The sequence below is a fragment of the uncultured Escherichia sp. genome (assembly GCF_948475835.1).
In the GTDB taxonomy this organism is placed as follows: Bacteria; Pseudomonadota; Gammaproteobacteria; order Enterobacterales; family Enterobacteriaceae; genus ECMA0423.
Genome location: NZ_CAOLGM010000016.1, coordinates 23,758 through 49,606 on the forward strand (window position 1 = coordinate 23,758; position 25,849 = coordinate 49,606).

Annotated in this window: 25 protein-coding genes and 1 other RNA gene; 11 read left to right on the plus strand and 15 right to left on the minus strand. The window is 52.5% G+C overall.

Annotated features, from left to right (window positions below; translation table 11 throughout):
- Positions 1–29: 29 nt before the first annotated feature.
- On the plus strand, positions 30–1,010 hold the full coding sequence (gene ygfZ / locus QZF50_RS05385) for a tRNA-modifying protein YgfZ (protein ID WP_001472148.1): 981 nt from the start codon (positions 30–32) through the stop codon (positions 1,008–1,010).
- A 76-nt stretch (positions 1,011–1,086) separates the two neighbouring features.
- On the opposite strand, the gene QZF50_RS05390 is transcribed toward ygfZ, so the two are convergent.
- Both QZF50_RS05390 and yqfB read right to left on the minus strand, forming a co-directional pair.
- Entirely contained in the window at positions 1,087–1,746 is a 660-nt protein-coding gene (locus tag QZF50_RS05390; RefSeq protein WP_000250274.1) for a hemolysin III family protein, read from the minus strand.
- A 163-nt stretch (positions 1,747–1,909) separates the two neighbouring features.
- Positions 1,910–2,221 (minus strand): N(4)-acetylcytidine aminohydrolase, encoded by a 312-nt coding sequence (yqfB, locus tag QZF50_RS05395; protein WP_001182944.1) that lies wholly within the window; start codon positions 2,219–2,221, stop codon positions 1,910–1,912.
- Between the two features lie 44 nt (positions 2,222–2,265).
- Between yqfB and bglA the strand changes: the two genes are divergently transcribed.
- Positions 2,266–3,699 (plus strand): 6-phospho-beta-glucosidase BglA, encoded by a 1,434-nt coding sequence (gene bglA / locus QZF50_RS05400; RefSeq protein WP_001307385.1) that lies wholly within the window; start codon positions 2,266–2,268, stop codon positions 3,697–3,699.
- A gap of 56 nt (positions 3,700–3,755) precedes the next feature.
- Here the strand turns inward: bglA and QZF50_RS05405 are convergent, their stop codons facing one another.
- The 4 genes from QZF50_RS05405 to gcvT form a co-directional block, all read right to left on the minus strand.
- Positions 3,756–4,499, minus strand: a complete 744-nt coding sequence (locus tag QZF50_RS05405; protein ID WP_000951964.1) for an SDR family oxidoreductase — start codon at positions 4,497–4,499, stop codon at positions 3,756–3,758.
- Between the two features lie 265 nt (positions 4,500–4,764).
- Positions 4,765–7,638 (minus strand): aminomethyl-transferring glycine dehydrogenase, encoded by a 2,874-nt coding sequence (gene gcvP / locus QZF50_RS05410; RefSeq protein ID WP_000195055.1) that lies wholly within the window; start codon positions 7,636–7,638, stop codon positions 4,765–4,767.
- Between the two features lie 118 nt (positions 7,639–7,756).
- Entirely contained in the window at positions 7,757–8,146 is a 390-nt protein-coding gene (gene gcvH, locus QZF50_RS05415; RefSeq protein WP_255401721.1) for a glycine cleavage system protein GcvH, read from the minus strand.
- Positions 8,147–8,169: 23 nt separating this feature from the next.
- Entirely contained in the window at positions 8,170–9,264 is a 1,095-nt protein-coding gene (gene gcvT, locus QZF50_RS05420; protein ID WP_000068701.1) for a glycine cleavage system aminomethyltransferase GcvT, read from the minus strand.
- Between the two features lie 289 nt (positions 9,265–9,553).
- Here gcvT and QZF50_RS05425 point away from each other — a divergent pair, with 289 nt between their 5' ends.
- Positions 9,554–9,637, plus strand: a complete 84-nt coding sequence (locus QZF50_RS05425) for a hypothetical protein (RefSeq protein ID WP_122056850.1) — start codon at positions 9,554–9,556, stop codon at positions 9,635–9,637.
- Positions 9,638–9,710: 73 nt separating this feature from the next.
- On the opposite strand, the gene ubiI is transcribed toward QZF50_RS05425, so the two are convergent.
- From ubiI to ygfB, 4 genes are read right to left on the minus strand one after another with little or no spacing between them, the layout of a single operon-like run.
- The gene (gene ubiI / locus QZF50_RS05430; protein WP_001472150.1) at positions 9,711–10,913 is read right to left on the minus strand and encodes an FAD-dependent 2-octaprenylphenol hydroxylase; all 1,203 of its coding nucleotides are present in this window, start codon (positions 10,911–10,913) and stop codon (positions 9,711–9,713) included.
- A gap of 22 nt (positions 10,914–10,935) precedes the next feature.
- Complete coding sequence (gene ubiH, locus QZF50_RS05435) at positions 10,936–12,114, minus strand: 2-octaprenyl-6-methoxyphenyl hydroxylase (protein ID WP_001472151.1); 1,179 nt, start codon at positions 12,112–12,114, stop codon at positions 10,936–10,938.
- A complete protein-coding gene (pepP, locus tag QZF50_RS05440; RefSeq protein ID WP_001472152.1) occupies positions 12,111–13,436 on the minus strand; it encodes a Xaa-Pro aminopeptidase in 1,326 nt (441 codons plus the stop codon). The genes ubiH and pepP overlap by 4 nt, the downstream gene beginning before the upstream one ends.
- 25 nt (positions 13,437–13,461) lie before the next feature.
- Positions 13,462–14,040 carry a UPF0149 family protein YgfB gene (gene ygfB / locus QZF50_RS05445; protein WP_001295378.1) on the minus strand — a complete coding sequence of 193 codons (579 nt, stop codon included), beginning with the start codon at positions 14,038–14,040 and terminating at the stop codon, positions 13,462–13,464.
- A gap of 167 nt (positions 14,041–14,207) precedes the next feature.
- Between ygfB and zapA the strand changes: the two genes are divergently transcribed.
- From zapA to QZF50_RS05460, 3 genes are all read left to right on the plus strand, one after another.
- The gene (gene zapA / locus QZF50_RS05450) at positions 14,208–14,537 is read left to right on the plus strand and encodes a cell division protein ZapA (protein WP_001276008.1); all 330 of its coding nucleotides are present in this window, start codon (positions 14,208–14,210) and stop codon (positions 14,535–14,537) included.
- Between the two features lie 41 nt (positions 14,538–14,578).
- Positions 14,579–14,762: non-coding RNA, 6S RNA (gene ssrS, locus QZF50_RS05455), on the plus strand.
- Between the two features lie 20 nt (positions 14,763–14,782).
- Complete coding sequence (locus tag QZF50_RS05460) at positions 14,783–15,385, plus strand: 5-formyltetrahydrofolate cyclo-ligase (RefSeq protein WP_000192748.1); 603 nt, start codon at positions 14,783–14,785, stop codon at positions 15,383–15,385.
- A gap of 100 nt (positions 15,386–15,485) precedes the next feature.
- Here the strand turns inward: QZF50_RS05460 and QZF50_RS05465 are convergent, their stop codons facing one another.
- From QZF50_RS05465 to QZF50_RS05480, 4 genes are all read right to left on the minus strand, one after another.
- A complete protein-coding gene (locus QZF50_RS05465; protein ID WP_106121087.1) occupies positions 15,486–15,545 on the minus strand; it encodes a type I toxin-antitoxin system Ibs family toxin in 60 nt (19 codons plus the stop codon).
- A 228-nt stretch (positions 15,546–15,773) separates the two neighbouring features.
- A complete protein-coding gene (gene serA / locus QZF50_RS05470; protein WP_061892530.1) occupies positions 15,774–17,006 on the minus strand; it encodes a phosphoglycerate dehydrogenase in 1,233 nt (410 codons plus the stop codon).
- A 255-nt stretch (positions 17,007–17,261) separates the two neighbouring features.
- On the minus strand, positions 17,262–17,921 hold the full coding sequence (gene rpiA, locus QZF50_RS05475; protein ID WP_000189743.1) for a ribose-5-phosphate isomerase RpiA: 660 nt from the start codon (positions 17,919–17,921) through the stop codon (positions 17,262–17,264).
- A gap of 55 nt (positions 17,922–17,976) precedes the next feature.
- Positions 17,977–18,207, minus strand: coding sequence for a hypothetical protein (locus tag QZF50_RS05480; protein ID WP_001307386.1), 231 nt, complete (start codon positions 18,205–18,207; stop codon positions 17,977–17,979).
- 141 nt (positions 18,208–18,348) lie between these two features.
- Here QZF50_RS05480 and argP point away from each other — a divergent pair, with 141 nt between their 5' ends.
- The 5 genes from argP to scpC all read left to right on the plus strand — a co-directional run bounded on the left by argP (position 18,349) and on the right by scpC (position 24,876).
- Positions 18,349–19,242: a DNA-binding transcriptional regulator ArgP gene (argP, locus tag QZF50_RS05485; RefSeq protein WP_000828351.1), complete on the plus strand. Its 894-nt coding sequence runs from the start codon at positions 18,349–18,351 to the stop codon at positions 19,240–19,242.
- Positions 19,243–19,445: 203 nt separating this feature from the next.
- Positions 19,446–21,590, plus strand: coding sequence for a methylmalonyl-CoA mutase (gene scpA, locus QZF50_RS05490; RefSeq protein ID WP_000073249.1), 2,145 nt, complete (start codon positions 19,446–19,448; stop codon positions 21,588–21,590).
- A complete protein-coding gene (meaB, locus tag QZF50_RS05495) occupies positions 21,583–22,578 on the plus strand; it encodes a methylmalonyl Co-A mutase-associated GTPase MeaB (protein WP_001661787.1) in 996 nt (331 codons plus the stop codon). Before scpA ends, meaB begins: the two co-directional genes overlap by 8 nt.
- 10 nt (positions 22,579–22,588) lie before the next feature.
- Positions 22,589–23,374 (plus strand): methylmalonyl-CoA decarboxylase, encoded by a 786-nt coding sequence (gene scpB, locus QZF50_RS05500; protein ID WP_000122080.1) that lies wholly within the window; start codon positions 22,589–22,591, stop codon positions 23,372–23,374.
- Between the two features lie 23 nt (positions 23,375–23,397).
- Positions 23,398–24,876 (plus strand): propionyl-CoA:succinate CoA transferase, encoded by a 1,479-nt coding sequence (scpC, locus tag QZF50_RS05505; protein WP_001472155.1) that lies wholly within the window; start codon positions 23,398–23,400, stop codon positions 24,874–24,876.
- Here the strand turns inward: scpC and QZF50_RS05510 are convergent.
- Entirely contained in the window at positions 24,873–25,769 is an 897-nt protein-coding gene (locus QZF50_RS05510; RefSeq protein WP_000350807.1) for a LysR family transcriptional regulator, read from the minus strand. The genes scpC and QZF50_RS05510 overlap by 4 nt on opposite strands.
- Positions 25,770–25,849 lie beyond the last annotated feature (80 nt).

Here is a 25,849-nt window from a genome sequence, read left to right on the forward strand (position 1 = left end):
TACGCCGTTAAGCAACTCAGGACTCTATTATGGCTTTTACACCTTTTCCTCCCCGTCAGCCTACGGCTTCTGCCCGTTTACCGCTGACGCTGATGACGCTTGATGACTGGGCGCTTGCCACCATTACTGGCGCGGACAGCGAAAAATATATGCAGGGTCAGGTGACAGCAGATGTCAGCCAGATGGCAGAAGATCAGCACCTGCTCGCCGCCCATTGCGACGCCAAAGGCAAAATGTGGAGCAATTTACGTCTGTTCCGCGACGGCGATGGCTTTGCGTGGATTGAACGGCGCAGCGTGCGTGAACCGCAGCTGACTGAACTGAAAAAATATGCGGTATTCTCTAAAGTGACCATCGCGCCAGACGACGAGCGTGTGCTGCTTGGTGTTGCCGGTTTTCAGGCGCGCGCCGCACTGGCCAATCTCTTTAGTGAACTGCCTTCGAAAGAAAAACAGGTCGTCAGAGAAGGTGCGACTACTCTGCTATGGTTTGAACATCCGGCAGAACGTTTTCTGATCGTAACCGATGAAGCTACCGCCAATACGCTGACCGATAAACTGCGCGGTGAAGCAGAACTGAACAATAGCCAACAGTGGCTGGCATTAAACATTGAAGCGGGTTTCCCGGTGATTGACGCCGCCAACAGCGGGCAGTTTATTCCGCAGGCGACCAACCTCCAGGCGCTGGGCGGCATCAGTTTTAAGAAAGGCTGCTATACCGGGCAAGAGATGGTGGCGCGGGCCAAATTCCGCGGTGCCAACAAACGTGCGCTCTGGTTACTGGCAGGTAGCGCCAGCCGACTGCCAGAAGCAGGTGAAGACTTAGAGCTGAAAATGGGCGAAAACTGGCGTCGTACCGGTACGGTGCTGGGTGCGGTCAAACTGGAAGATGGTCAGGTCGTGGTGCAGGTGGTGATGAATAACGATATGGAACCGGACAGCATCTTCCGCGTGCGCGACGATGCAAATACACTGCATATCGAGCCGCTGCCGTATTCGCTCGAAGAGTAAATTTCTATATCGCTTCGGGCATCTATTGCCTGAAGCGACACTGATGTGTCTTTTCATGCAGACAAAGGCACAGCAATTACGCCTGCCCAATATACAAATAGATCGCCAGAAAGTGGCACACACTACCGCCGAGTACAAAGCCGTGCCAGATGGCATGATTGTACGGAATGCGTTTGCAGACATAGAAAATCACCCCGAGCGAATAAACCACGCCGCCTACCGCCAGTAAGGTAACGCTGCCTGCCGCGAGCTTAACTGCCATTTCATAAATTACCACCAGCGACAACCAGCCCATCGCCAGATAAGTCACCAGAGATAAAATTTTAAATCGGTGCGCGATGGTCAGTTTGAACAGAATCCCCAGCAATGCCAGGCTCCAGATAACAATCATCAATCCGCGCGCTAACGGAGAATCTAACCCCACCAGCAAAAACGGTGTATAGGTTCCGGCAATCAACAGGTAAATGGCGCAATGGTCAAATTTCTTCAGCCACATTTTTGCCCGTTGATGGGGTATGGCGTGATAGAGCGTCGAAGCGAGGAACAGCAGGATCATACTGCCGCCATAGAGGCTGTAACTGGTTATCGCTGTGGCGCTGGCATTGAGATCCACCGCCTGAACCAGTAGCAACACCAGCCCAACGATACCAAACACCAACCCAATGCCGTGACTGACGCTGTTGGCAATTTCCTCTGCCAGCGAATATCCCTGCTTAATGAGGGGCTTCTGAACCATAACTTACTCCGGAGAAACGTACACGCACATGTATACCTCTCCAGCGTAACTGAGAATAGTTCCAGTGAACACCTGTTAGCTAAAATAAATTCTGATTTTGGACTAATCTCCGAAAAATCATGAAATTAAATGCGAAATTTCAACTAACAGGCGTGAGTTCAATTTAAAGGCATTTAAATTCAATCACATAAAACTGTGTCTGGCCGGGATAGATGTCGGCAATGACCTTTTTCAGTTCAGGCAGGGTCATATTTTCCTGCTCTGCATGTTTTTCCGTCAGCGTCTCCAGCGTTATGGTTGAGGTTGCGGTGACTTCGATGGTGCAAAAATAGCCATCATCTTCAAAGCGCCCAACGCGCAGCACATCGCCCGTTTTAAAGTGCGATTCAGATTCGTCGCGGATGGTGATGGTTTTACGTCCAGCCAGAATGTCATCCTGGAAACGTTGAAAAAAAGTGATGTCGTTTGGCTGCATGGTACTATTTCCTGTAAGAATTGATTCATCTGGAGCCTATGATAGTGAAAAAACTCACCTTACCGAAAGATTTCTTATGGGGTGGCGCCGTTGCCGCTCATCAGGTCGAAGGCGGCTGGAACAAAGGCGGCAAAGGGCCGAGTATTTGTGACGTACTGACCGGTGGCGCACACGGCGTGCCGCGCGAAATCACCAAAGAAGTCTTGCCAGGCAAATACTATCCAAACCATGAAGCCGTTGATTTTTATGGTCACTACAAGGAAGACATCAAGCTATTTGCCGAAATGGGCTTCAAATGTTTTCGGACTTCCATCGCCTGGACGCGTATTTTTCCAAAAGGTGATGAAGCTCAGCCAAACGAAGAAGGGCTGAAGTTCTACGATGATATGTTCGATGAACTGCTGAAATACAACATCGAACCGGTGATCACCCTCTCCCACTTTGAAATGCCGCTGCATCTGGTGCAGCAATACGGTAGCTGGACCAACCGTAAAGTGGTTGATTTCTTTGTCCGTTTCGCGGAAGTGGTGTTTGAACGCTATAAGCATAAAGTCAAATACTGGATGACCTTCAACGAAATTAACAACCAGCGTAACTGGCGTGCACCGCTGTTCGGTTACTGCTGCTCCGGCGTGGTTTATACCGAGCATGACAACCCGGAAGAGACGATGTACCAGGTGCTGCATCACCAGTTTGTCGCCAGCGCCCTGGCGGTGAAAGCTGCGCGTCGCATTAACCCGGAGATGAAAGTCGGCTGTATGCTGGCGATGGTGCCGCTCTATCCCTACTGCTGTAACCCGGACGATGTGATGTTCGCTCAGGAGTCGATGCGCGAACGCTACGTCTTTACCGATGTGCAGCTACGCGGCTATTACCCGTCCTATGTGTTGAACGAGTGGGAGCGTCGCGGATTTAACATCAAAATGGAAGACGGCGATCTCGATGTACTGCGTGAAGGCACCTGCGATTATCTTGGTTTCAGCTATTACATGACCAACGCAGTGAAGGCCGAAGGCGGCACCGGCGATGCGATCTCTGGTTTCGAAGGCAGCGTACCGAACCCGTATGTTAAAGCGTCTGACTGGGGCTGGCAGATTGATCCAGTAGGTCTGCGCTATGCCCTTTGCGAACTGTATGAGCGTTATCAGAGGCCGCTGTTTATTGTCGAAAACGGTTTTGGCGCTTACGACAAAGTGGAAGAAGATGGCAGCATCAACGACGACTACCGCATTGACTACCTGCGCGCCCATATCGAAGAGATGAAAAAAGCGGTGACTTACGATGGCGTGGATCTGATGGGCTACACACCGTGGGGCTGCATCGACTGCGTATCGTTCACCACCGGGCAGTACAGCAAACGCTACGGCTTTATCTATGTGAATAAACATGACGACGGTGCTGGCGATATGTCGCGTTCACGTAAGAAGAGCTTTAACTGGTACCAAGAGGTGATTGCCAGCAACGGCGAGAAGCTTTAAGTCGATGAAGTACCGGATGCAATACTTGTTGCATCCGGTCAGACAACTTCCCTGTTTTATTTCCCGCCCGCCAAATCGATAAAACTTCCCGTGACGTAAGAGGCTTTATCACTTAGTAGCCAGACAATGGCCTGCGCGACCTCTTCTGCCTGTCCACCACGCTGCATGGGGATGTTCGACTTAACGCGATCGACGCGTCCAGGCTCGCCGCCGCTGGCGTGCATTTCGGTATAAATAAACCCTGGCCGCACGCAGTTAACGCGGATCCCCTGCGCGGCGACTTCCAGCGATAGTCCGGTGGTTAACGTATCAATCGCCCCTTTCGATGCCGCGTAATCAACATATTCCCCTGGCGAACCCAACCGTGAGGCCACCGAAGAGACATTGACGATAGCGCCGCCACTGCCACCATTTTTAAGCGCCATGCGTTTTACCGCCTCGCGGCAGCAGAGAAAATATCCCGTCACGTTGGTGGAAAGTACTCGGTTGATTCGCTCTGCGGTAAGGTTTTCAACGGTGCACTGGGTAAACAAGATCCCGGCGTTATTGACCAGCGCTGCTAGCGGTTCATCGTGCTGATCGATTGCTGTAAACATCGCAACGACCTGGTTTTCGTCGCTGATATCCGCCTGGAGCACGAATGCTTTGCCACCGGCTTGCGTTATTAAGTTCATCACTTCCTGCGCCGCGTGGAGGTTTTGCTGATAATTAACCGCCACCGTATACCCTTCTTGCGCCAACAGTAATGCAGTTGCCCGCCCGATGCCGCGACTGCCACCGGTCACAAGTGCTATAGCCATTTGTTTTTCCGAGAAAAATTAATTCGTTGACGTATCTTTGAGATTGCTAACAAACTGGCTCAATCTTCAATGTTGGCACGCTTTTCCCCTCGCCCTTTCAGGGAGAGGGCCGGGGTGAGGGTAAATATTCGCGCCAGTGCCGGCCTGTTCCCCTCACCCTAACCCTCTCCCCAAAGGGGTGAGGGGACTGTCTGAGCGCTTTTGTACTTTGTCATCTGACTAAAAAGGCGCCGAAGCGCCTTTAGAAGATAGTCGAATCAGTGAATTACTGGTATTCGCTAATCGGTACGCAGGAGCAGAACAGGTTACGGTCGCCGTAAACATCATCCAGACGTTTCACCGTCGGCCAGTATTTGTCTGCCACACCTGCCGGGAATACTGCAACTTCACGGCTGTACGGATGCGCCCACTCGGCGACCAGTTCGTTCTGAATGTGCGGCGCGTTCACCAGCGGGTTATCTTCCAGCGGCCAGACACCGGCTTTAACCTGGTCGATTTCTGCGCGGATAGCCAGCATCGCGTCGATAAAGCGATCCAGTTCCACTTTGCTTTCAGATTCAGTCGGTTCAACCATCAGCGTACCCGCCACCGGGAACGACATGGTCGGCGCGTGGAAACCGTAGTCGATCAGGCGCTTGGCAATATCCAGCTCGCTGATGCCGGTTTCTTCTTTCAGCGGGCGAATATCGAGAATACATTCGTGCGCCACGCGACCGTCGCGACCGGTATACAGCACCGGGAAGGCATCCTGCAGGCGGCTGGCAATATAGTTGGCGTTGAGGATTGCCACCTGGCTTGCTTTTTTCAGCCCTTCTGTGCCCATCATGCGGATGTACATCCAGCTGATTGGCAGGATAGAGGCGCTACCGAACGGTGCCGCAGAAACTGCGCCCTGACGGGTTAACATGCCTTCGATTTGCACCACGCTATGACCCGGTACAAACGGTGCCAGATGCGCTTTCACACCGATCGGTCCCATACCCGGACCACCACCGCCGTGCGGAATGCAGAAAGTTTTATGCAGGTTGAGGTGCGAAACGTCCGCGCCAATAAAGCCCGGCGAGGTGATGCCAACCTGGGCGTTCATGTTCGCGCCATCAAGGTAAACCTGACCGCCGAACTGATGCACGACTTCACACACTTCACGGATCGTTTCTTCATACACGCCGTGGGTAGAAGGATAAGTCACCATGATACAGGAGAGGTTATCGCCCGCCTGTTCCGCTTTCGCGCGCAGATCAGTCAGATCGATGTTGCCGTTTTTATCACACGCCACAACCACCACCTGCATTCCTGCCATATGTGCAGAAGCGGGGTTAGTTCCGTGCGCAGAAGCCGGGATCAGGCAGATATCGCGATGCCCTTCGTTGCGGCTTTCATGATAATGACGAATCGCCAGCAGGCCCGCGTATTCGCCCTGTGCGCCGGAGTTCGGCTGCATACAAACGGCGTCGTAACCGGTCAGTTTCACCAGCCAGTCAGCCAGCTGCGCAATCATCTGCTGATAACCTTCAGCCTGTTCCGGCGGACAAAACGGGTGCAGTTCGGCAAATTCCGGCCAGGTGATTGGGATCATCTCGGCGGCGGCGTTCAGTTTCATGGTGCAGGAACCCAGCGGGATCATCGCCTGATTCAGCGCCAGATCTTTACGCTCCAGCGAGTGCATATAGCGCATCATTTCGGTTTCGCTGTGGTAGCGATTAAACACCGGATGGGTGAGGATTTCGTCGTCGCGCAGCATCGCAGGCTGGATAGAGCGGCTGTCGTGAGCCACGTCTTTGTCCAGCGTGTCGATCTCCAGCCCGTGGTTATCGCCCAGCAGCACGCTGAAAAGCTGCATTACGTTTTCACGCGTGGTGGTTTCATCAAGGGTGATCCCAACCGCGTTCAGGATATCGCTACGCAGGTTGATTTCAGCCGCTTCGGCACGCGCCAGTACGCCCGCCTTGTCGGCCACTTCCACACACAGAGTGTCGAAATAGTGCGCATGGCGCAGCTTCAGACCTTTTTGTTGCAGGCCTGCCGCCAGGATATCGGTCAAACGGTGAATGCGGTTAGCGATACGTTTCAGGCCAACCGGGCCGTGATAAACGGCATACAGGCTGGCGATGTTTGCCAGCAGTACCTGGGAAGTACAAATGTTGGAGTTCGCTTTCTCACGGCGGATATGTTGCTCGCGAGTCTGCATCGCCATGCGCAGCGCGGTATTGCCAGCTGCATCTTTCGATACACCGATAATACGGCCCGGCATTGAGCGTTTGTATTCATCTTTCGCCGCAAAGAATGCCGCGTGTGGGCCACCGTAGCCCATCGGCACGCCGAAGCGTTGCGCCGAACCAAAAACAATATCCGCGCCCTGTTTACCCGGCGCAGTTAACAGCACCAGCGCCATAATATCGGCGGCAACGCTGACCACAATTTTGCGTGATTTCAGTTCGCTAATAAGCGCAGTGTAGTCGTGAATTTCACCGGTAGTGCCTACCTGCTGTAACAGCACGCCGAAGACGTCCTGATGGTCGAGCACTTTTTGCGCGTCATCGACAATCACTTCAAAACCAAAGGTTTCGGCACGAGTACGGACCACATCCAGCGTTTGCGGATGCACATCGGAAGCCACGAAGAAGCGGTTGGCATTTTTCAGTTTGCTGACGCGTTTCGCCATCGCCATTGCTTCGGCGGCAGCGGTGGCCTCGTCCAGAAGAGAAGCAGAGGCCATATCCAGTCCAGTCAAATCCAGCGTTACCTGCTGGAAGTTGAGCAGTGCTTCAAGGCGGCCCTGGGAGACTTCAGGTTGATACGGAGTGTACGCGGTATACCAGCCCGGATTTTCCAGCATGTTACGCAGGATAACCGGCGGTAGCTGCACGGCGGTGTAACCCATGCCGATGTAAGACGTGAAGCGTTTATTGCGACTGGCAATAGCCTTGAGTTCTGCCAGTGCGGCGTATTCGGTCGCCGGTGCGCCAACCTGCGGCGGGGTCGCAAGCTGAATATCTTTCGGCACAATCTGGCCGGTCAGCGCGTTTAACGATTGTGCACCAACGGCATTCAGCATTTCTTGCTGTTGCGCGGCGTCCGGTCCGATATGGCGTTCAATAAAAGCGCCGCTGTTTTCAAGCTGGCTTAACGTCTGTGTCATGAGCGATGGTTCCTGAAACGTGCAGTGAATTGTGAACCTCTCTCCTTACGAAGAGAGTGAGGGTGAGGCATAAATTTTCCTCACCCTGATCCTCTCCCGCAGAAGAGGAATAAAGCCGTTACTCGTCTTCTAACAATGCTTCGTATGCGCTCGCATCCAGCAGTGATTCCAGTTCGCTTTCATCGCTGGCTTTGATTTTAAAGATCCAGCCACCTGCATACGGTTCGCTGTTCACCAGTTCCGGGGAATCGCTCAGTGCGTCGTTTACCGCCACGATTTCACCGCTTACTGGCGCATAAATGTCTGACGCCGCTTTTACTGATTCGGCAACCGCGCAGTCATCGCCCGCGCTAACCGTTGCGCCCACTTCCGGCAGGTCAACAAACACCATATCGCCTAACAGCTCCTGAGCATGTTCGGTAATACCAACGGTGTAAGTGCCGTCGGCTTCTTTACGCAGCCATTCGTGTTCTTTGCTGTATTTCAGTTCTGCTGGTACGTTGCTCATCAATCAATCTCCAAAAAAGTAAATCACGCGACGGCTTTGCCGTTACGCACAAAAACAGGTTTTGTCACTTTAACCGGCATTTCACGGTTGCGAATTTGCACAATCGCCGTTTCGCCAATACCTTCCGGCACGCGCGCCAGCGCAATGCTGTAACCCAGCGTCGGGGAGAAAGTACCGCTGGTGATAATGCCTTCATGCTGGTTGCCCTGCGCATCGGTAAAGCGTACCGGCAGTTCATTACGCAGCACGCCTTTTTCGGTCATCACCAGACCAACCAGTTTTTCTGTACCATGCTCACGCTGCACTTCCAGGGCTTCACGACCGATAAAGTCACGATCTGCCGGTTCCCAGGCGATAGTCCAGCCCATGTTGGCGGCTAAAGGAGAAATAGTTTCGTCCATCTCCTGACCATAAAGATTCATGCCCGCTTCCAGACGCAGCGTGTCACGCGCGCCCAAGCCACATGGCTTAACACCCGCTTCCACCAGCGCACGCCAGAAATCGGCCGCTTTTTCATTGGGCAGCGCAATTTCATAGCCCGCTTCACCGGTATAACCAGTGGTGGCAATAAACAGATCGCCCGCCTGCACGCCAAAGAACGGTTTCATCCCTTCCACCGCCTGACGCTGGGCGTCATTAAACAGTGTGGCAGCTTTTGCCTGCGCATTCGGCCCTTGCACGGCAATCATGGAAAGGTCATCACGAACGGTAATTTCGATGCCGAAAGGTTCAGCGTGTTGGGTAATCCAGGAGAGGTCTTTTTCGCGGGTGGCGGAGTTAACAACGAGGCGGAAGAAATCTTCAGTAAAGTAGTAGACGATGAGGTCATCTATCACACCGCCAGAGGCATTCAACATCCCCGAGTAAAGGGCTTTGCCGCTTTTGGTGAGCTTCGCCACATCGTTCGCCAGCAGATAACGCAGAAACTCCCGGGTGCGGCTGCCGCGAAGATCGACGATGGTCATATGTGACACATCAAACATTCCGGCATCGGTACGTACCGCATGATGTTCGTCGATTTGCGAACCGTAATGCAGCGGCATCATCCAGCCGTGGAAATCCACCATGCGAGCGCCGCAAAGCGTGTGTTGTTCGTACAAAGGAGTCTGTTGTGCCATCTTGTCCTCATTGAATAAGCGGGGCTGACAACTTTTCATGGTGAAATTATCACCACGAAACCCAGCATCGGAGCCACTCCCGGTCCCCAACGCAATCGTTCTCTTTTGCCTGAACTTACCACCGAAACAGACTGTTAACCATAAGGTAAAATTGATCATCACATTAGCTTATGGTTAAAAAACGCCAAAATCGCGACAGAATAAAAAACCAAAAAACACACCAGTTTCTATATAAAGATGATGCCATTAGAAAGCTAATTTGAATAAGGCAATATTAAGAGCTAAAAAAATGTCAAAAAACACTAAATCAAAAAATAATGACATTAGAAAATATAATGCGAAAACGGAGGTGAAATTAGTTTATTTCAAATGAGGAAAATCTCCCGGCGAAAAAACCGGGAGATGAAAGTGTGATGGGTATCAAATAAACAGCAGAAGAGAAATTTTTAACGCAGCCATTCAGGCAAATCGTTTAATCCCATTGCCTGGCGGATAAGTTGTGGTTTAACGCCAGGAAGCGTGTCGGCCAGTTTCAAACCAATATCACGCAGCAGTTTTTTCGCCGGATTGGTACCGGAAAACAGATCGCGGAATCCCTGCATACCAGCCAGCATCAGCGCCGCACTGTGCTTGCGGCTACGCTCATACCGGCGCAGATAAATGTACTGCCCGATGTCTTTACCCTGACGATGCAACCGTTTCAGTTCAGCAATCAGCTCTGCAGCATCCATAAAGCCGAGATTAACGCCCTGCCCCGCCAGCGGGTGAATGGTATGCGCGGCATCGCCCACCAGCGCCAGACGGTGTGCGGCAAATTGGCGGGCATAACGCCCCGTCAGCGGGAACACCTGACGCTCGCTCTCAACCTTGCATAAGCCCAGGCGATTATCAAAAGCGATATTTAACGCGCGATTAAATTCGTCTTCACTTGCCTGCTGCATCCGCTGCGCTTCCTCTGGCGACAGTGACCAGACAATCGAGCAAAGATGCGGATCGCTAAGCGGTAAAAAGGCCAGAATGCCTTCGCCATGGAAAACCTGCCGCGCCACCGCATCATGCGGTTCTTCCGTGCGAATGGTCGCCACCAGCGCGTGATGCTGATAATCCCAGAAAGTCAGCGGAATATCGGCTTTGTTGCGCAACCAGGAATTAGCGCCATCCGCGCCAATCACCAGACGCGCCGTTAACATACTGCCATCTTTCAGCGTCAGGAAGGTTTCATTTTCTCCCCAGGCGACCTGCTGTAATTCTGCGGGGGCCAACAGAGTGATATCTGACGACTGCTGCGCTTTGTTCCACAGCGCGTAGTGAATCACTGAGTTTTCAACGATATGCCCAAGATGGCTATAGCCCATGCTTTGATCGTCAAACGAAATGTGACCAAAACTGTCTTTGTCCCACACTTCCATACCGTGATAGCAACTGGCCCTACGAGAGAGAATGTCTTGCCAGACGCCAAGACGGGTGAGTAATTTTTCGCTGGCGGCATTGATAGCCGAAACGCGCAGTTGTGGTGGTGCATCCACCGCCAGAGGTTCCGGTACGCGCTGCTCCAGTACGGCAACGCGTAAGCCGCTCCCCTGTAAGCCGCAGGCAACCGCCAGCCCCACCATGCCGCCGCCAACAATGGCTACATCAACACTTTGCATTGTTTATTCCTTAAAACCGCCTTCAACGCGCCACCCAACCGAGGGTGCGCTGCGCCAGCACATCGCGTGCCGGGGTGAATAATTCCATCGTCATCAGCCCGATGTTGCGCCCGACAACCAGCGGCGTCCAGCGGTTGGCAAAAAGATGTACAAGGCTGTCCGTGACGCCAATGGTTGCTTCGCGATCGCTCTGTCGACGCTGCTGATAACGGCACAAGACGCCGTAATCACCGATGTCTTCTCCGCACTCCTGCGCCTGAGTCAGGGTTTCCGCAAGGCTCATGACATCTCGCATACCGAGGTTAAACCCTTGCCCGGCAATCGGGTGCAGAGTTTGCGCCGCATTGCCCACCAGCACGGTACGATGGGTAATAGCTCTGGCGGCGCGGGTTAACGCCAGCGGATAAGCACTGCGTTTACCGGCGTGGGTAATTTCTCCAAGTCGCCAGCCAAAGGCCGACTGGAGTTCACGGCAAAACTTCTCGTCACTCCACGACAGCAGCTCTTCGCGCCGTTCCAGTGGATGACACCAGACCAGCGAACAGCGTCCGTCAGACATCGGCAACATCGCCAGCGGGCCATGTTGCGTGAAGCGTTCAAAAGCGCGGCCTTCGTGCGCAACAGAAGTAGCAACGTTGGCAATCACTGCCAGTTGTTCGTAAGGCTCCTGCTGCCAGTCAACGCCGCACGCGGTGGCTAACGCTGAATGGGTGCCATCAGCGGCTACCAGCACGCGGCCCGTCAGCGTCTCGCCACTCTCCAGCGTCACTTCAACGTGACTCTGAGTACGGGCAACGTTAGCCACGCGATCAGGGCAATGCAGCGTTACGCCAGGTGCTTTACGCAGCAATGCAAACAGCCGTTGCCCGACATTGTGCAATTCGACAACCTGTCCCAGCGCCGCCAGTTGGTAATCTTCTGCGGCGAGGGTGACGAATCCGGCGTGACCACGATCGCTGACATGCACGGTGGTGATGGCAGTTGCGCAATCCGCCAGAGATTGCCAAACGCCGATGCGCGCCAGTTGCTGACAGGTACCCGCCGCCAGCGCTATCGCTCGTCCATCAAAGCCCGGATGAGCATGTGACTCTGGCGCAGTCGCTTCAATCAAATGTACCGGCAGCGCCCCGTGACTTAACCGGGAAATAGCCAGTGCCAGCGTCGCGCCCGCCATGCCGCCACCGACGATGATTACGCTCATTGCTTTCTCGCAGCAGCCATCAACGCTTCGATTTCTTCCGGCTTTTTCACCACGCTGGCGGTGAGGTTTTCGTTGCCGGTTTCGGTAATCACAATGTCGTCTTCAATACGAATGCCGATACCGCGATATTGTTCTGGCACATCCGCATCCGGCGCGATATACAGACCAGGCTCTACGGTCAGTACCATCCCCGGTTCCAGAATGCGCGAGCGATCCTGACCATAAACGCCAACGTCATGGACATCCAGTCCTAACCAGTGGCTAAGACCATGCATAAAGAAAGGACGATGGGCGTTTTGGGTTATCAGTTCATCGACTTCACCCTTGAGGATCCCGAGTTTTACCAGGCCGCTAATCATTATGCGCACCACTTCACCGGTAACTTCCAGAATGGAGGTTCCCGGACGATACAGGCGCAGGCTGGTTTCAAGTGACTCCAGCACAATGCCGTAGATTTCACGCTGGGCCTGGGTGAATTTGCCGTTGACCGGGAAGGTGCGGGTAATATCGCCCGCGTAACCTTTGTATTCACAGCCCGCGTCAATCAACACCAGGTCGCCGTCGCGCATTTCACACTCGTTTTCGGTGTAGTGCAGAATGCAGCCGTTTTCACCACTGCCGACAATGGTGTTGTAGGACGGATAACGCGCACCGTGGCGGTTAAATTCGTGGTGAATTTCGCCTTCCAGATGGTACTCGAACATTCCCGGACGACATTTTTCCATCGCCCGGGTATGCGCCAGGGCGGTAATTTCACCCGCGCGGCGAAGTACGGCAATCTCTTCTGGGGATTTGAACAGGCGCATTTCATGAACAATGGGACGCCAGTCGATCATCGTTGCCGGGGCGGTGAGATTCTGTCGCGAGCCTTTACGCAGCTTTTCCAGCGCGCTGTTCACGATTTCATCAGCATAGGTATATTCGCCCTGAGCGTGATAAACCACATCCAGACCATTAAGCAGTTGATAAAGTTGCTGATTGATTTCGCTGAATGCCAGTGCACGATCAACGCCCAGTTTCTCTGGCGCGGCATCCTGGCCTAAGCGACGGCCAAACCAGATCTCCGCCGTCAGGTCGCGAACGCGGTTAAACAGAACGCTGTGGTTATGAGTGTCATCGCTTTTAATCAGCACCAGCACCGCTTCCGGTTCGTTAAAGCCGGTGAAGTACCAGAAGTCACTGTTCTGACGATAGGGGTATTCGCTGTCGGCGCTACGTGTTACTTCTGGTGCAGCAAAAATCAGCGCGGCGCTGCCGGGTTGCATTTGCTCCACCAGGGCCTGACGGCGACGCTGAAACTCTTGCCGGGATATCTCACTCATAACACTCTCCTTACGTTTTTTGTTTTTAGTGTAGAGTCGGTTTTTGTACTTCTGGCGCGGTCGGTTGCGGATGAGTAAAGGTGTCGTGGCATAACAGCGCGGCAACACGAACGTATTCGATGATCTCTTCAAGCGACATTTCAAGCTCTTCCTGATCTTCGTCTTCGTCGTAACCCAGTTGCGCAATGTTACGCAGATCGTCGATAGCTTCACCGGTTTCGCCGGTCACTTTATCCAGCTTCGGTTGCGTAACGCCAAGACCAAGCAGGAAGTGATTGACCCAACCTGCCAATGCATCAGCCCGATCGAAAACGCTGACATCATCGCCATCAGGCAGATAAAGCTGAAAAAGGAAGCCGTCATCCTGCAGGGCATCGCTGGTGGCAGAGTGCATTTTACGCAGTGCCTGTGCCAGCTCATGACCGAAAGCCATGCCTTCGTTCGTCAGGTCGTGAAGTAGCGGTAGCCATGAGCTGTCATCGTTACCGCCACATATCATCCCACTGATTAAACCATGCATCTCAGCAGGGGTCAGACCCGTCCCTTGTTGGTTCAGATACTGGTTCATTTCGTTGTAACCAGGCATTTCGTTCTGTATAGACATAAGCATTCGTCGTCAAAGGGAGGAATATTCATGATATGCTACCACTTTGGGCCCTGGTGGACCAGAAAAGGGCTTGTCTCTTCTCATCAGGGTAGCTATAGTGTCGCCCCTTCGCAGACCATGGGTCTAAAGACGAAGGCAGCGCAGTCAATCAGCAGGAAGGTGGCATGTCTGCACAACCCGTCGATATCCAAATTTTTGGCCGTTCACTGCGTGTGAACTGCCCGCCTGACCAAAGGGATGCGTTGAATCAGGCAGCGGACGATCTGAACCAACGGTTGCAAGATCTGAAAGAACGCACTAGAGTCACAAATACTGAACAGTTGGTCTTCATTGCCGCATTGAATATCAGCTATGAGTTAGCGCAAGAAAAAGCGAAGACTCGTGACTACGCGGCAAGTATGGAACAGCGTATTCGGATGCTGCAGCAGACCATAGAACAAGCGTTACTTGAACAAGGTCGCATCACCGAAAAAACTAACCAAAACTTTGAATGACACTTTTCGGTTTACTGTGGTAGAGTAACCGTGAAGACAAAATTTCTCTGAGATGTTCGCAAGCGGGCCAGTCCCCTGAGCCGATATTTCATACCACAAGAATGTGGCGCTCCGCGGTTGGTGAGCATGCTCGGTCCGTCCGAGAAGCCTTAAAACTGCGACGACACATTCACCTTGAACCAAGGGTTCAAGGGTTACAGCCTGCGGCGGCATCTCGGAGATTCCCTTCTTATCTGGCACCAGCCATGACGCAACTACCAGAACTCCCACTGACATTATCCCGACAAGAAATCCGCAAAATGATTCGGCAACGTCGTCGTGCGTTAACGCCGGAACAACAGCAGGAAATGGGTCAACAAGCCGCTACCCGGATGATGACTTATCCCCCGGTGGTGATGGCGCATACGGTCGCTGTATTCCTCTCTTTTGATGGTGAACTCGACACCCAGCCGCTAATAGAACAACTCTGGCGCGCCGGTAAGCGCGTATATCTTCCAGTTTTGCATCCCTTTAGTGCCGGTAATTTGCTGTTCCTGAATTACCATCCGCAAAGCGAACTGGTGATGAACAGGTTGAAGATCCATGAGCCAAAACTGGATGTGCGTGACGTGCTACCCCTTTCCCGATTAGACGTGCTGATCACACCGCTGGTCGCCTTTGATGAGTACGGTCAGCGCCTGGGAATGGGCGGTGGTTTTTATGATCGGACCTTACAAAACTGGCAGCACTATAAAACGCAACCGGTGGGTTATGCGCATGATTGTCAGTTGGTGGAAAAACTCCCCGTTGAAGAGTGGGATATCCCTCTTCCTGCGGTGGTTACACCGTCGAAAGTCTGGGAGTGGTAAGGGCGATACACCTGCATCGCCCTGATTGACATCGTTGATTCTTTAACCTAATTTAGTGAGTAAGGGTAAGGGAGGATTGCTCCTCCCCTGTGACTGACTGTTAATAAGCTCCGAAACTTATCAGTAACAGTACAATCAGTATGATGGCAAGTCGCATCATAACCCTTCTCCTTCAAGCCCTCGCTTCGGTGAGGGCTTTACCGTTACAGCCCCATGCTGTCCCGCCATCGTAAATCCCCATTAAATAAACACAACGCATTGATCTGACTTTGATTTATTTTCTGGAGCAGACTCGCAAAGTAGAATGCGCAACGCGGCAACGGTGTGGAGAAGGGATAAAAAAACGGGCAAGTCAGTGACCTGCCCGTTAATTTTCAGAGAAGGGGAATTAGTACAGCAGACGGGCGCGAATGGTACCCGGAATAGCTTTCATTGCCTGCAGCGCTTTTTCGGCAACGTCTTCGTCAGCTTCAATATCAATAACTACATAACCCATCTGGGCGGAAGTTTGTAGATATTGCGCGGCGATGTTGACGCCCTGCTCGGCGAAGATTTTGTTCAGCGCAGTTAGCACGCCCGGACGGTTTTCGTGGATGTGCATCAGACGACGACCACCATGCAGTGGCAGCGAGACTTCCGGGAAGTTCACCGCAGAGAGCGTTGAGCCATTGTCAGAATACTTGATCAATTTACCCGCAACTTCCAGGCCGATATTCTCCTGCGCTTCCTGAGTCGAACCGCCAATGTGTGGCGTCAGAAGGACGTTGTCGAATTCACACAGCGGAGAGGTAAATGGATCGCTATTGGTCGCCGGTTCCGTCGGGAATACGTCGATTGCCGCCCCCGCCAGATGTTTGCTCGCCAGCGCATCACACAGCGCCGGAATATCCACCACAGTACCGCGCGAAGCATTAATCAGCAGCGAGCCGGGCTTCATTAGTGAAATTTCTTTCGCGCCCATCATATTTTTGGTGGACGGATTCTCTGGTACATGCAGACTCACCACATCGCTCATATTCAGCAGGTCAGAAAGATGCTGTACCTGAGTGGCGTTGCCCAGCGGCAGTTTATTTTCAATATCATAAAAGTAAACATACATTCCCAGCGATTCAGCCAGAATGCCCAATTGCGTACCAATATGACCGTAGCCGATGATACCCAGCTTTTTGCCGCGCGCTTCAAAAGAACCCGCCGCCAGTTTGTTCCACACGCCACGGTGCGCTTTAGCATTGGCTTCCGGCACGCCGCGCAATAGCAGCAGCAGTTCGCCAATCACCAGCTCCGCAACAGAGCGCGTATTTGAGAACGGTGCGTTAAATACCGGGATCCCGCGCTTTGCCGCCGCATCCATATCAACCTGGTTTGTTCCGATACAGAAACAGCCAATAGCGACCAGTTTTTCTGCGGCGTTGATCACGTCTTCAGTCAGATGGGTACGGGATCGCAGGCCGATGAAGTGGGCATCGCGGATGGATTCTTTTAATTGTTCATCATCCAGCGCGCCTTTGTGAAATTCGATGTTGGTGTAACCAGCTGCACGAAGGCTTTCCAGCGCCTTTTGGTGCACGCCTTCTACCAGCAGAAACTTAATCTTGTCTTTCTCCAGCGATACCTTTGCCATTTACCCAATCCTGTCTTTTGAAATGTTGTGTGCGGATTTGCGTCCGCCTTTCAACATATCAAAAAATAATATTGCGGCAATATGAACGTTTGCGTCGCGATGTTGAGGAAATATCACGCAAAGGTAATTCTTGGATGAATATGCTGGTTTAGAAGATTTATTTAGAGCAATCGACAATAGCCAGGTAAAAACGTGACACATGTCACCAAATTTAATGAAGAGAATTTTTTTAACGGGGGAGGTTCCCCCGTCAGATCATTTCACAATGGTTTTGACACCGTCAGGTGTGCCAATCAGCGCAACGTCCGCGCCACGGTTAGCAAACAAGCCAACAGTCACCACGCCAGGAATCGCATTTATGGCGTTTTCCATCGCTATCGGGTCAAGGATTTCCATGCCGTGGACGTCGAGGATCACGTTGCCATTATCGGTCACCACGCCCTGACGGTATTCCGGACGACCGCCCAGTTTCACCAGCTGGCGCGCCACTGCACTACGTGCCATCGGGATAACTTCTACTGGCAGCGGGAATTTACCCAGAATATCAACCTGCTTGGAAGCGTCTGCAATACAGATAAATTTTTCTGCAACCGAAGCAATGATTTTTTCACGGGTCAGCGCCGCGCCGCCGCCTTTGATCATTTGCATGTGGCCGTTGATTTCATCTGCGCCATCAACGTAGATGCCAAGGCTGTCGACTTCGTTGAGATCAAAAACGTGAATGCCGAGGCTTTTCAGTTTTTCAGTGGAAGCATCTGAACTGGAAACGGCCCCTTCAATCTGGCCTTTCATTGTACCGAGCGCGTCAATAAAGTGTGCGGCGGTGGAACCTGTACCTACACCAACAATGGTGCCGGGCTGAACATACTGAAGTGCCGCCCATCCTACTGCTTTTTTCAATTCATCCTGCGTCATGATCGTTTCGCCTGTGGTATGAAATTTCACACGCATTATATACAAAAAAAGCGATTCAGACCCCGTTGGCAAGCCGCGTGGTTAACTCATCCATAAAATATCGCGCAATGGCAGGCATCCCCTTTCGCCCCGCAAATAAGGCATGCAACAATCTGGGTATGCCGCTCCACGGTGCAAACAGGCGCACCAGTTCACCGTTCGCAAGCCCCTGTTTACAGGCAAATTGAGGCAATAACGCCACGCCATTCAACACAACCAGGGCGCGAACTCGCTGAGCGAAATGCATTAGCGCACATCCCTGATCTTTTAAGCTGCGCGTTTAACCACGAATACAAATGTTACCCGCCGACGGCTTCGGTATATGCAACCTGACACAAAATTGTGTCATAGTGCAGGAAAAAGCATTTACCAGGAGCAGACAACAGCAATGAAACGCCCGGACTACAGAACATTACAGGCACTGGATGCGGTGATACGTGAACGAGGATTTGAGCGCGCGGCACAAAAGCTGTGCATTACACAATCAGCCGTCTCACAGCGCATTAAGCAACTGGAAAATATGTTCGGGCAGCCGCTGTTGGTGCGTACCGTACCGCCGCGCCCGACGGAACAAGGGCAAAAACTGCTGGCACTGCTGCGCCAGGTGGAGTTGCTGGAAGAAGAGTGGCTGGGCGATGAACAAACAGGTTCGACTCCGCTGCTGCTTTCACTGGCGGTCAACGCCGACAGTCTGGCGACGTGGTTGCTTCCGGCACTGGCTCCTGTGTTGGCTGATTCGCCTATCCGCCTCAACTTGCAGGTAGAAGATGAAACCCGCACTCAGGAACGTCTGCGCCGCGGCGAAGTGGTCGGCGCGGTGAGTATTCAACATCAGGCGCTGCCGAGTTGTCTTGTCGATAAGCTCGGTGCGCTCGACTATCTGTTCGTCAGCTCAAAACCCTTTGCCGAAAAATATTTCCCTAACGGCGTAACGCGTTCGGCATTACTGAAAGCGCCAGTGGTCGCGTTTGACCATCTTGACGATATGCACCAGGCCTTTTTGCAGCAAAACTTCGATCTGCCTCCAGGCAGCGTACCCTGCCATATCGTTAATTCTTCAGAAGCGTTCGTACAACTTGCTCGCCAGGGCACCACCTGCTGTATGATCCCGCACCTGCAAATCGAGAAAGAGCTGGCCAGCGGTGAACTGATTGACTTAACGCCTGGGCTATTTCAACGACGGATGCTCTACTGGCACCGCTTTGCTCCTGAAAGCCGCATGATGCGTAAAGTCACTGATGCGTTACTCGATTATGGTCACAAAGTCCTTCGTCAGGATTAATCCATCAAATAATGCCTGATAGCACATATCAGGCATTTCCCTCACTTCTTTTTGTATTCCTTGAATCACATCACAAAATAGACAAATCTCAGGCGGCAAAAAACGACGTCTGAATGCATTTTTTTTGCTGGCGACAAACCCACGTAAAAAGCTCACCGTAGGCGCAAATACCCTCATTTTGATTGCGTTTTACGGAGCAAATAATGTCTAACGTGCAGGAGTGGCAACAGCTTGCCAACAAGGAATTGAGCCGTCGGGAGAAAACTGTCGACTCGCTGGTTCAGCAAACCGCGGAAGGGATCGCCATCAAGCCGCTGTATACCGAAGCCGATCTCGATAATCTGGAGGTGACAGGTACCCTTCCTGGTTTGCCGCCCTACGTTCGTGGCCCGCGTGCCACTATGTATACCGCCCAACCGTGGACCATCCGTCAGTATGCTGGTTTTTCAACAGCAAAAGAGTCCAACGCTTTTTATCGCCGTAACCTGGCCGCCGGGCAAAAAGGTCTTTCCGTTGCGTTTGACCTTGCCACCCACCGTGGCTACGACTCCGATAACCCACGCGTGGCGGGTGACGTCGGCAAAGCGGGCGTCGCTATCGACACCGTGGAAGATATGAAAGTCCTGTTCGACCAGATCCCGCTGGATAAAATGTCGGTTTCGATGACCATGAATGGCGCAGTGCTACCAGTACTGGCGTTTTATATCGTCGCCGCAGAAGAGCAAGGTGTTACACCTGATAAACTGACCGGCACCATTCAAAACGATATTCTCAAAGAGTACCTCTGCCGCAACACCTATATTTACCCGCCAAAACCGTCAATGCGCATTATCGCCGACATCATCGCCTGGTGTTCCGGCAACATGCCGCGATTTAATACCATCAGTATCAGCGGTTACCACATGGGTGAAGCGGGTGCCAACTGCGTGCAGCAGGTAGCATTTACGCTCGCTGATGGGATTGAGTACATCAAAGCAGCAATCTCTGCCGGACTGAAAATTGATGACTTCGCTCCTCGCCTGTCGTTCTTCTTCGGTATCGGCATGGATCTGTTTATGAACGTCGCCATGTTGCGTGCGGCACGTTATTTATGGAGCGAAGCGGTCAGTGGATTTGGCGCACAGGACCCGAAATCACTGGCGCTGCGTACCCACTGCCAGACCTCAGGCTGGAGCCTGACTGAACAGGATCCGTATAACAACGTTATCCGCACCACCATTGAAGCACTGGCTGCGACGCTGGGCGGTACTCAGTCACTGCATACCAACGCCTTTGACGAAGCGCTTGGTTTGCCTACCGATTTCTCAGCACGCATTGCCCGCAACACCCAGATCATCATCCAGGAAGAATCAGAACTCTGCCGCACCGTCGATCCACTGGCCGGATCCTATTACATTGAGTCGCTGACCGATCAAATCGTCAAACAAGCCAGAGCTATTATCCAACAGATCGACGAAGCCGGTGGCATGGCGAAAGCGATCGAAGCAGGTCTGCCAAAACGAATGATCGAAGAGGCCTCAGCGCGCGAACAGTCGCTGATCGACCAGGGCAAGCGTGTCATCGTTGGTGTCAACAAGTACAAACTGGATCACGAAGACGAAACCGATGTACTTGAGATCGACAACGTGATGGTGCGTAACGAGCAAATTGCTTCGCTGGAACGCATTCGCGCCACCCGTGATGATGCCGCCGTAACCGCCGCGTTGAACGCCCTGACTCACGCCGCACAGCATAACGAAAACCTGCTGGCTGCCGCTGTTAATGCCGCTCGCGTTCGCGCCACCCTGGGTGAAATTTCCGATGCGCTGGAAGTCGCTTTCGACCGTTATCTGGTGCCAAGCCAGTGTGTTACCGGCGTGATTGCGCAAAGCTATCATCAGTCTGAGAAATCGGCCTCCGAGTTCGATGCCATTGTTGCGCAAACGGAGCAGTTCCTTGCCGACAATGGTCGTCGCCCGCGCATTCTGATCGCTAAGATGGGCCAGGATGGACACGATCGCGGCGCGAAAGTGATCGCCAGCGCCTATTCCGATCTCGGTTTCGACGTAGATTTAAGCCCGATGTTCTCTACACCTGAAGAGATCGCCCGCCTGGCCGTAGAAAACGACGTTCACGTAGTGGGCGCATCCTCACTGGCTGCCGGTCATAAAACGCTGATCCCGGAACTGGTCGAAGCGCTGAAAAAATGGGGACGCGAAGATATCTGCGTAGTCGCCGGTGGCGTCATTCCACCGCAGGATTACGCCTTCCTGCAAGAGCGCGGCGTGGCGGCGATTTATGGTCCAGGTACACCTATGCTCGACAGCGTGCGCGGCGTACTGAATCTGATAAGCCAGCATCATGATTAATGAAGCCACGCTGGCAGAAAGTATTCGCCGCTTACGTCAGGGTGAGCGTGCCACACTCGCCCAGGCCATGACGCTGGTGGAAAGCCGTCCCCCGCGTCATCAGGCACTAAGTACGCAGCTGCTTGATGCCATTATGCCGTACTGCGGTAACGCCCTGCGACTGGGCGTTACCGGCACACCCGGCGCGGGGAAAAGTACCTTTCTTGAAGCCTTTGGCATGTTGTTGATTCGTGAGGGATTAAAGGTCGCGGTTATTGCGGTCGATCCCAGCAGCCCGGTCACTGGCGGTAGCATTCTCGGGGATAAAACCCGCATGAATGACCTGGCGCGTGCCGAAGCGGCGTTTATTCGCCCGGTACCATCCTCCGGTCATCTGGGCGGTGCCAGTCAGCGAGCGCGGGAATTAATGCTGTTATGCGAAGCGGCGGGTTATGACGTAGTGATTGTCGAAACGGTTGGCGTCGGGCAGTCGGAAACGGAAGTCGCCCGCATGGTGGACTGTTTTATCTCGTTGCAAATTGCCGGTGGCGGCGATGATCTGCAGGGCATTAAAAAAGGGCTGATGGAAGTGGCTGATCTGCTCGTTATCAACAAAGACGATGGCGATAACCATACCAATGTCGCCATTGCCCGGCATATGTACGAGAGTGCCCTGCATATTCTGCGACGTAAATACGACGAATGGCAGCCACGGGTTCTGACTTGTAGCGCACTGGAAAAACGTGGAATCGATGAGATCTGGCACGCCATCATCGACTTCAAAACCGCGCTAACTGCCAGTGGTCGTTTACAACAAGTGCGGCAACAACAATCGGTGGAATGGCTGCGTAAGCAGACCGAAGAAGAAGTACTGAATCACCTGTTCGCGAATGAAGATTTCGATCGCTATTACCGCCAGACGCTTTTAGCGGTCAAAAACAATACGCTCTCACCGCGCACCGGCCTGCGGCAGCTCAGTGAATTTATCCAGACGCAATATTTTGATTAAAGGAATTTTTATGTCTTATCAGTATGTTAACGTTGTCACTATCAACAAAGTGGCGGTCATTGAGTTTAACTATGGCCGCAAACTTAATGCCTTAAGTAAAGTCTTTATTGATGATCTTATGCAGGCGTTAAGCGATCTCAACCGGCCGGAAATTCGCTGTATCATTTTGCGCGCGCCGAGTGGATCCAAAGTCTTCTCCGCAGGTCACGATATTCACGAACTGCCGTCTGGCGGTCGCGATCCGCTCTCCTATGATGATCCATTGCGTCAAATCACCCGCATGATCCAAAAATTCCCGAAACCGATCATTTCGATGGTGGAAGGTAGTGTTTGGGGTGGCGCATTTGAAATGATCATGAGTTCCGATCTGATCATCGCCGCCAGTACCTCAACCTTCTCAATGACGCCTGTAAACCTCGGCGTCCCGTATAACCTGGTCGGCATTCACAACCTGACCCGCGACGCGGGCTTCCACATTGTCAAAGAGCTGATTTTTACCGCTTCGCCAATCACCGCCCAGCGCGCGCTGGCTGTCGGCATCCTCAACCATGTTGTGGAAGTGGAAGAACTGGAAGATTTCACCTTACAAATGGCGCACCACATCTCTGAGAAAGCGCCGTTAGCCATTGCCGTTATCAAAGAAGAGCTGCGTGTACTGGGCGAAGCACACACCATGAACTCCGATGAATTTGAACGTATTCAGGGGATGCGCCGCGCGGTTTATGACAGCGAAGATTACCAGGAAGGGATGAACGCTTTCCTCGAAAAACGTAAACCTAATTTCGTTGGTCATTAATCCCTGCGAACGAAGGAGTAAAAATGGAAACTCAGTGGACAAGGATGACCGCCGATGAAGCGGCAGAAATTATCCAGCATAACGACATGGTGGTATTTAGCGGCTTTACCCCAGCGGGTTCGCCGAAAGCCCTACCCACCGCGATTGCCCGCAGAGCTAACGAACAGCATGAGGCCAAAAAGCCGTATCAAATTCGCCTGCTGACGGGGGCGTCAATCAGCGCCGCCGCTGACGATGTACTTTCTGACGCCGATGCTGTTTCCTGGCGTGCGCCATATCAAACATCGTCCGGTTTACGTAAAAAGATCAATCAGGGCGCGGTGAGTTTCGTTGACCTGCATTTGAGCGAAGTGGCGCAAATGGTCAATTACGGTTTCTTCGGCGACATTGATGTTGCCGTCATTGAAGCATCGGCACTGGCACCGGATGGTCGAGTCTGGTTAACCAGCGGGATCGGTAATGCGCCGACCTGGCTGCTGCGAGCGAAGAAAGTGATCATTGAACTTAATCACTATCACGATCCGCGCGTTGCAGAACTGGCAGATATTGTGATTCCTGGCGCGCCACCGCGGCGCAATAGCGTGTCGATCTTCCATGCAATGGATCGCGTCGGTACCCGCTATGTGCAAATCGATCCGAAAAAGATTGTCGCCGTCGTGGAAACCAACTTGCCCGACGCCGGTAATATGCTGGATAAGCAAAATCCCATGTGCCAGCAGATTGCCGATAACGTGGTCACGTTCTTATTGCAGGAAATGGCGCATGGGCGTATTCCGCCGGAATTTCTGCCGCTGCAAAGTGGCGTGGGCAATATCAATAATGCGGTAATGGCGCGTCTGGGGGAAAACCCGGAAATTCCTCCGTTTATGATGTATTCGGAAGTGCTACAGGAATCGGTGGTGCATTTACTGGAAACCGGCAAAATCAGCGGGGCCAGCGCCTCCAGCCTGACAATCTCGGCCGATTCCCTGCGCAAGATTTACGACAATATGGATTACTTTGCCAGCCGCATTGTGTTGCGTCCGCAGGAGATTTCCAATAACCCGGAAATCATCCGTCGTCTGGGCGTCATCGCTCTGAACGTCGGCCTGGAGTTTGATATTTACGGGCATGCCAACTCTACGCACGTAGCCGGGGTCGATCTGATGAACGGCATCGGCGGCAGCGGTGATTTTGAACGCAACGCGTATCTGTCGATATTTATGGCCCCGTCGATTGCTAAAGAAGGCAAGATCTCAACCGTCGTGCCAATGTGCAGCCATGTTGATCACAGCGAACACAGCGTCAAAGTGATCATCACCGAACAAGGGATCGCCGATCTGCGCGGTCTTTCCCCGCTTCAACGCGCCCGCACTATCATTGATAATTGTGCACATCCTATGTATCGGGATTATCTGCATCGCTATCTGGAAAATGCGCCTGGCGGACATATTCACCACGATCTTAGCCACGTCTTCGACTTACACCGTAATTTAATTGCAACCGGCTCGATGCTGGGTTAATGACTCGTCCCGTCACGATCTTCAGCAATATGCTGAAGCATCGTGGCGGTATAACGATGATTTCTGATTGAATAAAGATATTCCTGCATATACATCGGCCTGTGCGGCGCATCAAAATATTTCAGCGTTGCCGGATTCACCAGTCGCCAGGCAAAATGCGGGATCACCGTCAGAAAATGTCCGCGCTCCACGGCGCTGATTTTGGCCATAAAACTGTAGGGACGATAAATAATGGTTGGATTGATCCCACAAGGTCGCATATTCGCATCAATCATTGCTTCGAAGTTAGCCCGGTTTTGAAAGCGCATTTGTAGCCAGGGCAGCTCCTGAAGCAGCTCTTGCTCTTGACGCTCTTCATAACGGCGAGAAACGAGAAAGCCCAATCGCAGCGGTGGTAATTCACTGATAGTCAGGTTTTCCAGTTCCTGAACTCGTGCAGATACATGCTGTGGGGAGATAATAAAATCTAACTGACGGTCAAAAAGATTATCGATAACGCCGTTTTCGCTGAACTCAACTGGCTGGGCGGTCACGCCTTCATACTTATCTCCGAGACTAATCAACTGATCGAAAATAATTGTCGGATAAGTATTATCTATGCCAATCACAATTTCTCGTGAACGACGCCCTGAGTTATGGATTTCATTATCAATCGCAGAAAGTCGTTGATAAACCGGGAACAGTTTTTGATACAGTTCCTGACCGGCTTTATTGAGGCTGATATTATTATCTTTGCGGGTAAATAGCGTATAGCCAATTTGTTCTTCCAGCGCGGCAATGCTTTTACCAAATGGCGAAGCCGTCATATGGATTTTTTCTGCCGCCCGGGCAATATTATTGGTTTGCGCTAATAAAATGAAATTGCGCATCTTTTTCGAAATAAAAATGTCCATCCCCCCTCCCCGCATCCTTGTCCGCTTAACCGTTTCAGTCAGCCTATCCTTGATGAAACCGCGAGCAAAGATAGGTGATT

Excerpts from the sequence above, each read along its gene's own strand:
- ygfZ (WP_001472148.1), top strand. The coding sequence starts at position 30 with ATGGCTTTTACACCTTTTCCTCCCCGTCAGCCTACGGCTTCTGCCCGT.
- gcvP (WP_000195055.1), bottom strand. The coding sequence starts at position 7,638 with ATGACACAGACGTTAAGCCAGCTTGAAAACAGCGGCGCTTTTATTGAA.
- pepP (WP_001472152.1), bottom strand. The coding sequence starts at position 13,436 with ATGAGTGAGATATCCCGGCAAGAGTTTCAGCGTCGCCGTCAGGCCCTG.
- zapA (WP_001276008.1), top strand. The coding sequence starts at position 14,208 with ATGTCTGCACAACCCGTCGATATCCAAATTTTTGGCCGTTCACTGCGT.
- QZF50_RS05460 (WP_000192748.1), top strand. The coding sequence starts at position 14,783 with ATGACGCAACTACCAGAACTCCCACTGACATTATCCCGACAAGAAATC.
- ygfB (WP_001295378.1), bottom strand. The coding sequence starts at position 14,040 with ATGTCTATACAGAACGAAATGCCTGGTTACAACGAAATGAACCAGTAT.
- yqfB (WP_001182944.1), bottom strand. The coding sequence starts at position 2,221 with ATGCAGCCAAACGACATCACTTTTTTTCAACGTTTCCAGGATGACATT.
- QZF50_RS05480 (WP_001307386.1), bottom strand. The coding sequence starts at position 18,207 with ATGCATTTCGCTCAGCGAGTTCGCGCCCTGGTTGTGTTGAATGGCGTG.
- argP (WP_000828351.1), top strand. The coding sequence starts at position 18,349 with ATGAAACGCCCGGACTACAGAACATTACAGGCACTGGATGCGGTGATA.
- rpiA (WP_000189743.1), bottom strand. The coding sequence starts at position 17,921 with ATGACGCAGGATGAATTGAAAAAAGCAGTAGGATGGGCGGCACTTCAG.
- meaB (WP_001661787.1), top strand. The coding sequence starts at position 21,583 with ATGATTAATGAAGCCACGCTGGCAGAAAGTATTCGCCGCTTACGTCAG.
- QZF50_RS05390 (WP_000250274.1), bottom strand. The coding sequence starts at position 1,746 with ATGGTTCAGAAGCCCCTCATTAAGCAGGGATATTCGCTGGCAGAGGAA.
- QZF50_RS05510 (WP_000350807.1), bottom strand. The coding sequence starts at position 25,769 with ATGGACATTTTTATTTCGAAAAAGATGCGCAATTTCATTTTATTAGCG.
- ubiH (WP_001472151.1), bottom strand. The coding sequence starts at position 12,114 with ATGAGCGTAATCATCGTCGGTGGCGGCATGGCGGGCGCGACGCTGGCA.
- serA (WP_061892530.1), bottom strand. The coding sequence starts at position 17,006 with ATGGCAAAGGTATCGCTGGAGAAAGACAAGATTAAGTTTCTGCTGGTA.
- scpB (WP_000122080.1), top strand. The coding sequence starts at position 22,589 with ATGTCTTATCAGTATGTTAACGTTGTCACTATCAACAAAGTGGCGGTC.
- QZF50_RS05405 (WP_000951964.1), bottom strand. The coding sequence starts at position 4,499 with ATGGCTATAGCACTTGTGACCGGTGGCAGTCGCGGCATCGGGCGGGCA.
- scpA (WP_000073249.1), top strand. The coding sequence starts at position 19,446 with ATGTCTAACGTGCAGGAGTGGCAACAGCTTGCCAACAAGGAATTGAGC.
- QZF50_RS05425 (WP_122056850.1), top strand. The coding sequence starts at position 9,554 with ATGTCAAAAAACACTAAATCAAAAAATAATGACATTAGAAAATATAAT.
- ubiI (WP_001472150.1), bottom strand. The coding sequence starts at position 10,913 with ATGCAAAGTGTTGATGTAGCCATTGTTGGCGGCGGCATGGTGGGGCTG.
- scpC (WP_001472155.1), top strand. The coding sequence starts at position 23,398 with ATGGAAACTCAGTGGACAAGGATGACCGCCGATGAAGCGGCAGAAATT.
- gcvH (WP_255401721.1), bottom strand. The coding sequence starts at position 8,146 with ATGAGCAACGTACCAGCAGAACTGAAATACAGCAAAGAACACGAATGG.
- gcvT (WP_000068701.1), bottom strand. The coding sequence starts at position 9,264 with ATGGCACAACAGACTCCTTTGTACGAACAACACACGCTTTGCGGCGCT.